Source organism: Rhodopseudomonas parapalustris, assembly GCF_053772255.1.
Map to the genome: position 1 here is coordinate 1 of NZ_JAMKBZ010000057.1, position 7,275 is coordinate 7,275.

Consider the following 7,275-nt stretch of genomic DNA (forward strand, 5'->3'; position numbering starts at 1 on the left):
CTTCGCGAGGCGAGCGGTCGGTTGTTGCGAGGTGGCGTCTCCACGTCATCACTCCGGCCATTGGTCTCGCGAAGCATTCCGATGCTCGCGCCGCCGCGATTCGCAAGATCGCCGCAGAGACAGAATTGGGGCCAGACTGGCAACCAACATCGGTTTGCCAGCGCACTGTGGAGCGGTGGCTCAACGCCGGTGAGCTACGCCTGGCTGCCCGAGGTTCTGGCCGAAATCGCCGAGGCCGCCGGCCTCGACGCGGCGCTGCAGATCGCAGAGGAACACGGCGGCACGCGGATGTCGTTTCCGGCATTTTTGCCGGAGGGCGACCACTGGCTCACGACCTGCGTCGGCCGCGAGGCGGCCGAGAAGCTCTGTGCCCACTTCCGCCAGGGCACCGGCGGCGATGGATTCGGCGGCGCCTATGTGCTGATCCCGCGCGGGCCCACCGGCGCGATCGCCGGAGCCCGCCGGCGGATGGCGAAGGTGCTGCGCGAAGCCGATGTCGCCGAACGATGGGCTCTGGCTGGAGCACTCGCCGCAGCAGATCGACGCGGTCGTCGATCTCTGCCGCGCGCTGGTGGCGGCCTATCCGACCATCACCGAGATCGTCACCCACTGGATGATCGCACCGGCCCGCAAGGTCGACACCAATCCGCTGTTCCCGCTCGCCTACGTGCGCAAGGCGGTGTTCGGCGTGAGTGCCCCGAAGGTCGCGGCGTTTGCTGATGTCGGCGAAATCGAGCTCGGCGAGGTGACCGGCATATCGGTTGCGATCGAGCCGGCGAAGGACAATCCGGACACTGCCGCGTTCCCCGATTTGGCCCAGCCCGGCGAGGACGACGGCAACGCGGGCGATCGAGCGCACCCGGCCGACGCTGCGGAGCCGTCCGAGCCCCATCCGCTGCCGAAGGCGCTGGTCGAGTTCGTGCAGCAGCGGCTGCGCGCGCTCGGCTACTACGAGGTGGGCAATATCGACGGCGATTTTTTCGACCGCACCGAAGACGCGCTGGTGACCTTCAAGCGTCACAACGGTCTGCCGCCGACGCCGGAGGTCGACGACGCCACGCTGCGGGCATTGGCCGATGCGAGCCTGCGCGAGATCGGCGATGCCCGCGCCCGCGCCACCCCGAAGGATGTCAGCAAGATCGTGCCAGCGGTGCGGCAGGCCGGACGCTCCAAGCTGCTGGCGTGGCTGCTCGGCGCGCCTTCCGCCGCGGTCGCTGTGCTGCAGGGAGTCGCCGCCAATGTCTCCAGCGTGATGAGCGAGCTTTCGCCGATCATGGGTTGGCTCCAGGCCGTCCCCGGCTGGGTGTGGGCGTTGCTGATCGTCGGCATCGCTGCCGGCATCTGGTGGTCCGCACGCAAGGCCGAGGCCGACACGGTCGACGCCTACCGCGCAGGCCGGCTGACCTGACGGGAGGGAGCGATGCAGGTGATTCCTCTGATCATGGTGTTCGTCGGGATCATCGCTGCGGTGATCCTGGCGATCATCATCGGGCTGCGGGCCCGATGGGTGCAAGAAACCTACGGCGCCGACTTCGGCCTCGTCGATCGCGTCGATGCGGTGATGACACCGGAACTGTGGGTGTTCTCGGGCATCGCCATCGTGCTGATCCTGGTTGGAGCTGGCACGCCGTGATCTCGCTCGCCGCCCTCGCAGGATTCGCCGCGCGGCCGATCGGTAAGGCCGCGCTGATTGCTTTCGGCCTCGCCGCCCTGGTGGCGATCGGCGGCCTCGGCGCCTGGCGCGCCGCGGCCACGATCCGCGCCATGGTCAGCGAGGCCGCCGCCACCGCCAAGGCCGAGCGCGACGCGCATTGGCGTGCCGAGATCGCCGAGGCGAACGCCAAGGTGGCGCGCGCCGAGGCCGAGCAGGCCCGCGCCGCGATGGCCGCGGAGAGCAGCATCAAGGCCGCCGAAAAGGGCCGTGAAGACGCGTTGAAAGACCTGGAGAAACAGAATGCGGCGCTCAGTGATGGCGATCGTCGGTGCCTCGGCCGCGCTCGTGTCCGGCTGCTCAACCAAGCCCGGTGACGAGCCGGCGGTGATGCTGCAGATGACGCGGCCGACCGTGCCGCCGAGCGCGGCGCAGCCCTGCGACCCGCCGGTGGCGCTGCCCGATCGCGACTTGACCGAACGCGAGACCGCGAGCGCCTGGGGCCGCGACCGCTCGGCGCTGAAGACATGCGAAGGCCGCCGCGCCGCGGCCGTCGAGGCGATCGGGCCGCAGCGGTGACCGATCAGCTCGACGAGGCGCAGGCGCTGGAACAGCGCGAGCGCGACGACTGCATCGCCCGCGCGGCCGGGCGGATCAAAGGCCGCGGCGCCACGCATTGCGTGGTGTGCGGCGAGCCGATCGACGATGCCCGCCGCAAGGCGATGCCCTCGGCGACCCGGTGCATCGACTGTCAGGAAGGCCGCGAGCGGTGGGACCGCTCGCACAGGGGGCGGTAATAGGAATGAGCTGGGCGGAGGCGGTGTCGCTGGCGAAAGACATCTGGTGGGTGTTGTCGGTGCCGGTGGCGGCGATCGGCCTCGCCGGGATGTACTACCTGCGCGGCCAGTTCCCGACGAAGGCCACCTTCGACGACCAGATCGAGGCGGTCACCACCTCGATCAGCGACCTGTCGAAGAAGATCGACGACAACGAGAAAAAGACCAGCGACCGCATCGTCAAGAGCGAGCGCGAAACCAGCGAGCGGATGGCGAAGCTGGAAAGCGATGTCCGCCAACTGCCCGGCCGCACCGAGATGGAGCATCTCTCCGACCGGATCAGCCGGGTCGAGACGCAGGTTGCAGCCTCGGTCGAGACCATCAAGGGCGTCGAGAAGACCGCCAACAAGATCGACCGGACGCTGGAGATGATCCTGGGCCACATGCTCGACGAGAAACGGGAGAAGACCGGATGAGCGACACGCTTGCCGAAGTGTTCGACAAAGACCGCCGCCTCGTGCTGCTGCGGCTCCTGGCCGAACAGGACAACTACGAACTGTCGGCGCCGCTGCTGACCAAGGCCGCGCAGGAGCTACGTCACCGCGTCTATCCCGACGTGGTCGAGGCCGACATCGTGCTGCTGGATCAGCACCGCCTGGTCACGCGCAGCGAGATCGAACTGAACGGCCGCAAGATGACGATCGCGACGCTCACCAAGCTTGGCCGCGATGTCGCGCACGGCCGGCCGCATCCGATGGTGGCGCGTCCCAGCCCGAAGGACTGAGCCATGGCCGACGCGGAATTTTACTGCTCGTTCTGCGGCAAAAGTTCACGTGAGGCCGAGGTGATGCTGGCTGGAGTCTGGCCGTCCTTCATCTGCGAGACCTGTGTCGCCGACGCAGGCGAACAGATTACGCGGATCATTGCCGACCGACGATCGGAAGCGGATCTCGTTCGCGAAGCCCTGCACTGTGCTTTCTGCAAGCCGGAGCCGTTGACGGCCGGCGACATCGCGAAGGACTGAGCCATGGCGAACCGACCATCGTCGATCGACCGGCTACCAGAGGAAGTGCGCGACCTGATCGGGCGTCTGCGCGACCAGGGTTGCACGATCGATGAGATCATGCTCAAGCTCGGCGAGCTCGATCTCGACAAGAAGGAGCTACCGTCGCGCTCCGCGCTCGGCCGCCACCTCCAGAAGGCCGCCGAGATCGCCGAGCGGGTCAAGAAATCCCGGCAGGTCGCCGAGGTGATCGTTCGCCGTCTGGGCGAGACCGACCCCGACAAGACGACGCGGATGAACCTCGAACTGATGCACAACATCCTGTTCGAGATCGCGACGCGCACCTCGGAGGAAACCGGTGAACCGGTGTCGTTTTCGTTCGGTCCCATGGAAGCGATGCTGCTAGCCAAGGCGATGGATCGAATCCGCGAAGGCGACGTGGCGCTGCGCTCGGATCTGCACAAGCTGCGCAAGGTGGCGTCCGCCACCGGCGCGCCGCGCTTCGTCGCCGAACGCGACGACGATCACGCCGACCGCACCTGGGCAGCGTTCCTCGGCATCCACGCCGCCGGCGACGGCGTGCCGGACTACGACGGCTATCAGTCGGCGCGGCCTGAAGCCGACCGCACCCAATTGTTCGAACAAACCTCCGGAGGGCGTGCGCTGTGGTGAAGCTGCTGGGGCCTGACGGCAACCCGATCGACGCGTCGCTGTTGTCGAAGGAAATGGCCACGCCGACCACGATCGGCGTGCGCGCGGTGCATCACGAGCGCGTCGCCTCCGGGCTGACGCCGGAGCGGCTGGCCTATGTGCTGCATCAGGCGGCGAACGGCTCGGCGCGCGATTACCTGACGCTCGCCGAAGAAATGGAGGAGCGCTACCTGCACTACGCCAGCCAGGTGCAGACCCGGCGGCTGGCGATCGAAGGCGTGACGCCGAGCGTGAAGGCACCGGAGGGCGTGCCGGCCAAGATCGTCGATTTCGTGCACGAGCTGGTCGCCGACCCCGGCTTCCACGACGCCACCGGCCTGCTCACCGACGGCATCGCCAAGGGCTATGCGGTGATCGAGCCGATCTGGGAATACGAGCGCGGCGCGCTGCGCCCGGTCGCCTACAAATGGCGCGACCAGCGGTTCTTCCAGTTCGATCCGCTGACGCAGAGCGAGCTGCGGCTCGCGGTCGACGGCAGCCTGGAGGGCGAGCCGCTGGCCAAGCCGACCTTCTTGGTGCACGCGCCGCGCACCAAGGCAGGCATCCCGATCCGCCGCGGCTTCGCACGCGCCGCCGCCTGGGCGTTCCTGCTGCAATCGTTCGCGCTGAAGGACTGGAGCGCGTTTGCGGAGATCTACGGCATTCCGCTGCGGCTCGGCCGCTATCACGCCGGCGCCAGCGACTCGGACAAGAAGGCGCTGCTGCGGGCGGTGCGCGACATCGCCTCCGACGCCGCCGCCATCATCCCGCAGGGCATGGAGCTGGAATTCGTCGAGACCAAGGGCCAGCGCGGCGAAGCGGTGTTCGGCTCGCTGCTCGACTATCTCGACAAACAGGTCTCGAAGCTGGTCGTCGGCCAGACCATGACGGCCGACAACGGCTCGTCGATGGCGCAGGCGAAAGTGCACAACGAGGTCCGCCTCGACATCCAGCGCGCGGACGGCCGGCAACTCGCCAACACCGTCAACCGCGACCACATCGAGTGGGCGGTGGCGATGAACTTCGGGCCGCAGCCGGTCTATCCGAGCGTCGAGTATCCGGTCGCCGAACCGGAGGACACCAAGGCGCTGGCGGATGGTGTCGCCAAGCTGGTGCCGCTCGGTCTGCGCGTGTCGCAAACGGAGATCCGCACCAAGTTCGGCCTCTCCGAGCCCGGCGAGAAAGACGAGCTGCTGACGCCGCCGCGCAGCGGCCAGGAGGTCGTCGCCGCCAATGATGAACCGGCGCCGAAGGCGGCGCGGCTGTCGGCCGGCGATTGCCGCTGCCCGGCCTGCGGCGGCACCCGCACCGCCACGCTCGCGGCCGATCCGGCCGCCGAGGCGGACGAGCTCGACGAGCTGGTGGCGGACGCGATGGCCGATTGGGAGGAGATGGTCGATCCGCTGCTGGCGCCGCTGCGCGAGGCGGTGGCGCGGGCATCGAGCTTCGAAGAGCTGCTGGCGATGATGCCGCAGATCGCCGCCGAACAGGACGGCACGAAACTCGCCGACGCGCTAGCGCGTCTCACCGCCAAGGCCCGCGGCCTCGGCGACGTGAAGGACTGACGATGCGGCTGACGCGGCGGCAGGTGCTGGCACTGCTCGCAGCCGCCAAGCGCGGCTTCGCGACGCCGCCCGAGGTCGTCGATTACTTCCGCGACAAGAACCTGAAGCCCGGCTTCTCCTGGCTCGACGTGTGGGGCCAGGAACACGCCCACGCCTTCACGGTCGCCGGCGTCACCGAGACCCGCGTGCTCTCCGAGTTCAAGGAGGCGATCGACAAGGCGATCGCCGGCGGCCAGGGTTTCGAGGCCTTCAAAGCCGACATGCAGGCGCGTTTAACGCCGCGCGGATGGTGGGGGCCGAAGACGGTGGCGGACCCGACCGGCAAATGGAAAGACAAGACCGTCGATTTCACCAAGCCCGGCCGGCTGGAGACGACGTTCTGGAGCAACGTGCGATCGGCACGCGCCGCAGGCCAGTGGAATCGCATCCAGCGCACCAAGGCGTCGCGGCCCTATCTGCTGTACGTGCGCTCCACCGCGGAGCGGAAGCGGCCCGAGCATCTCGCCTGGGCCGGAACGATCAAGCTGGCCGACGATTCCTGGTGGGGCACGCACTTCCCGCCAAACGGCTGGCGCTGCCAGTGCTCGGTGCAACAGCTCGATCAGGAGGACCGCGACCGCTACCTGGCGCAGGACGGCTACTCGGAAGACGCTCCGGACTTCGGCGAGGCCGACTACGTCAACCGGCGCACCGGCGAAGTGACGCGCGTGCCGCGCGGCATCGATCCGGGCTGGCAGACCAACCCGGGCCGGGCGCGCGGCCGGACGCTTGTGACTCAGCTTTCCGACACGCTCGCCGAGGCCGGCCCCGATCGCGCACAGCAGACCATCGCCAAGCTGTGGCGCGGAGACTGGCCGAAGGCGCTCGCCAAGATCGACGAGCCGCTGCAGCTTCCGGTCGCCGCCTCGCCGCGCGTCGCCGAGGCGTTCGGCGACGGCCAGGCGGTCACGCCGATCGTCACCGTGGCGAACGATCTGGTGGCGGCCGACATCGCCGCCGGCAAGCTGGCGGACGCCGGCCGCTACGGCATCGTGCAGCAGATCATCGACGTCGGCCGGCTGCTCGCCGGCGCCCGTGACGGGCTGCGACGCATCCGTGCGCTGATCGACGGCAAGAGCTGGACACTCACCTTGCGCAAGGGCGAGGACGGCCGGATCGCGGTGGAGAAACTGACGAGCCGCTAGGAAGCCCGTACATGCGTCCGCCGCTCGGGACGGACAATCGCGCCGGCTTCGGCCGCCGCCGCATCCTGGGCTTAAAGAGGTGCTTTTACGCGGCTGTTTTTGGGGAAGGCTCGGCGCAGATCGCGGCGGAGGGCCAGGCCGGCTCAGAACTGAGGTAGCTGACACCTGTCAGCGGCCCGAGCAGCCGGGGTGCACGGCTAGACATGCACCCATGAAGCCGACCAACGCAACCCCCCAGATCGAACAGCCCGGCATCGCCTTCGGCATCGCGACGCTGAGTGCCGATGCGCTGGCCGCGACGGACGGCGACTGGCCGCGCTGGGTCAAGGTGACGCCGCGCGGTCCGATCACCGCACGCGACGGTCGCCGCTTCGTGTTCGAGCCCGAGCGTCTGGTCGCACGGTTC

Annotated in this window: 11 protein-coding genes and 1 pseudogene; all 12 read left to right on the plus strand. The window is 68.6% G+C overall.

Annotation, left to right across the window (positions count from 1 at the left end; all coding sequences use genetic code 11):
* Positions 1-493: 493 nt before the first annotated feature.
* Positions 494-1,408, plus strand: a complete 915-nt coding sequence (locus M9H71_RS24805; protein ID WP_455407528.1) for a peptidoglycan-binding protein — start codon at positions 494-496, stop codon at positions 1,406-1,408.
* A 12-nt stretch (positions 1,409-1,420) separates the two neighbouring features.
* Entirely contained in the window at positions 1,421-1,633 is a 213-nt protein-coding gene (locus M9H71_RS24810; RefSeq protein WP_455407529.1) for a hypothetical protein, read from the plus strand.
* A complete protein-coding gene (locus M9H71_RS24815; RefSeq protein WP_455407530.1) occupies positions 1,630-2,028 on the plus strand; it encodes a hypothetical protein in 399 nt (132 codons plus the stop codon). Before M9H71_RS24810 ends, M9H71_RS24815 begins: the two co-directional genes overlap by 4 nt.
* A 13-nt stretch (positions 2,029-2,041) precedes the next feature.
* Entirely contained in the window at positions 2,042-2,230 is a 189-nt protein-coding gene (locus M9H71_RS24820; protein ID WP_455407531.1) for a hypothetical protein, read from the plus strand.
* The gene (locus tag M9H71_RS24825; RefSeq protein WP_455407532.1) at positions 2,227-2,448 is read left to right on the plus strand and encodes a TraR/DksA family transcriptional regulator; all 222 of its coding nucleotides are present in this window, start codon (positions 2,227-2,229) and stop codon (positions 2,446-2,448) included. Before M9H71_RS24820 ends, M9H71_RS24825 begins: the two co-directional genes overlap by 4 nt.
* Positions 2,449-2,453: 5 nt before the next feature.
* A complete protein-coding gene (locus tag M9H71_RS24830; protein ID WP_455407533.1) occupies positions 2,454-2,903 on the plus strand; it encodes a hypothetical protein in 450 nt (149 codons plus the stop codon).
* The gene (locus M9H71_RS24835) at positions 2,900-3,211 is read left to right on the plus strand and encodes a VpaChn25_0724 family phage protein (protein ID WP_455407534.1); all 312 of its coding nucleotides are present in this window, start codon (positions 2,900-2,902) and stop codon (positions 3,209-3,211) included. The genes M9H71_RS24830 and M9H71_RS24835 overlap by 4 nt, the downstream gene beginning before the upstream one ends.
* A 3-nt stretch (positions 3,212-3,214) precedes the next feature.
* Entirely contained in the window at positions 3,215-3,451 is a 237-nt protein-coding gene (locus tag M9H71_RS24840; RefSeq protein WP_455407535.1) for a ClpX C4-type zinc finger protein, read from the plus strand.
* A 3-nt stretch (positions 3,452-3,454) separates the two neighbouring features.
* The gene (locus M9H71_RS24845) at positions 3,455-4,102 is read left to right on the plus strand and encodes a phage protein Gp27 family protein (protein ID WP_455407536.1); all 648 of its coding nucleotides are present in this window, start codon (positions 3,455-3,457) and stop codon (positions 4,100-4,102) included.
* Positions 4,096-5,685 carry a DUF935 domain-containing protein gene (locus tag M9H71_RS24850; protein WP_455407537.1) on the plus strand — a complete coding sequence of 530 codons (1,590 nt, stop codon included), beginning with the start codon at positions 4,096-4,098 and terminating at the stop codon, positions 5,683-5,685. Before M9H71_RS24845 ends, M9H71_RS24850 begins: the two co-directional genes overlap by 7 nt.
* Positions 5,686-5,687: 2 nt before the next feature.
* On the plus strand, positions 5,688-6,869 hold the full coding sequence (locus M9H71_RS24855; protein WP_455407538.1) for a phage head morphogenesis protein: 1,182 nt from the start codon (positions 5,688-5,690) through the stop codon (positions 6,867-6,869).
* Between the two features lie 211 nt (positions 6,870-7,080).
* Positions 7,081-7,275 (plus strand): annotated as a pseudogene (locus tag M9H71_RS24860) (phage protease); the annotation flags it as partial.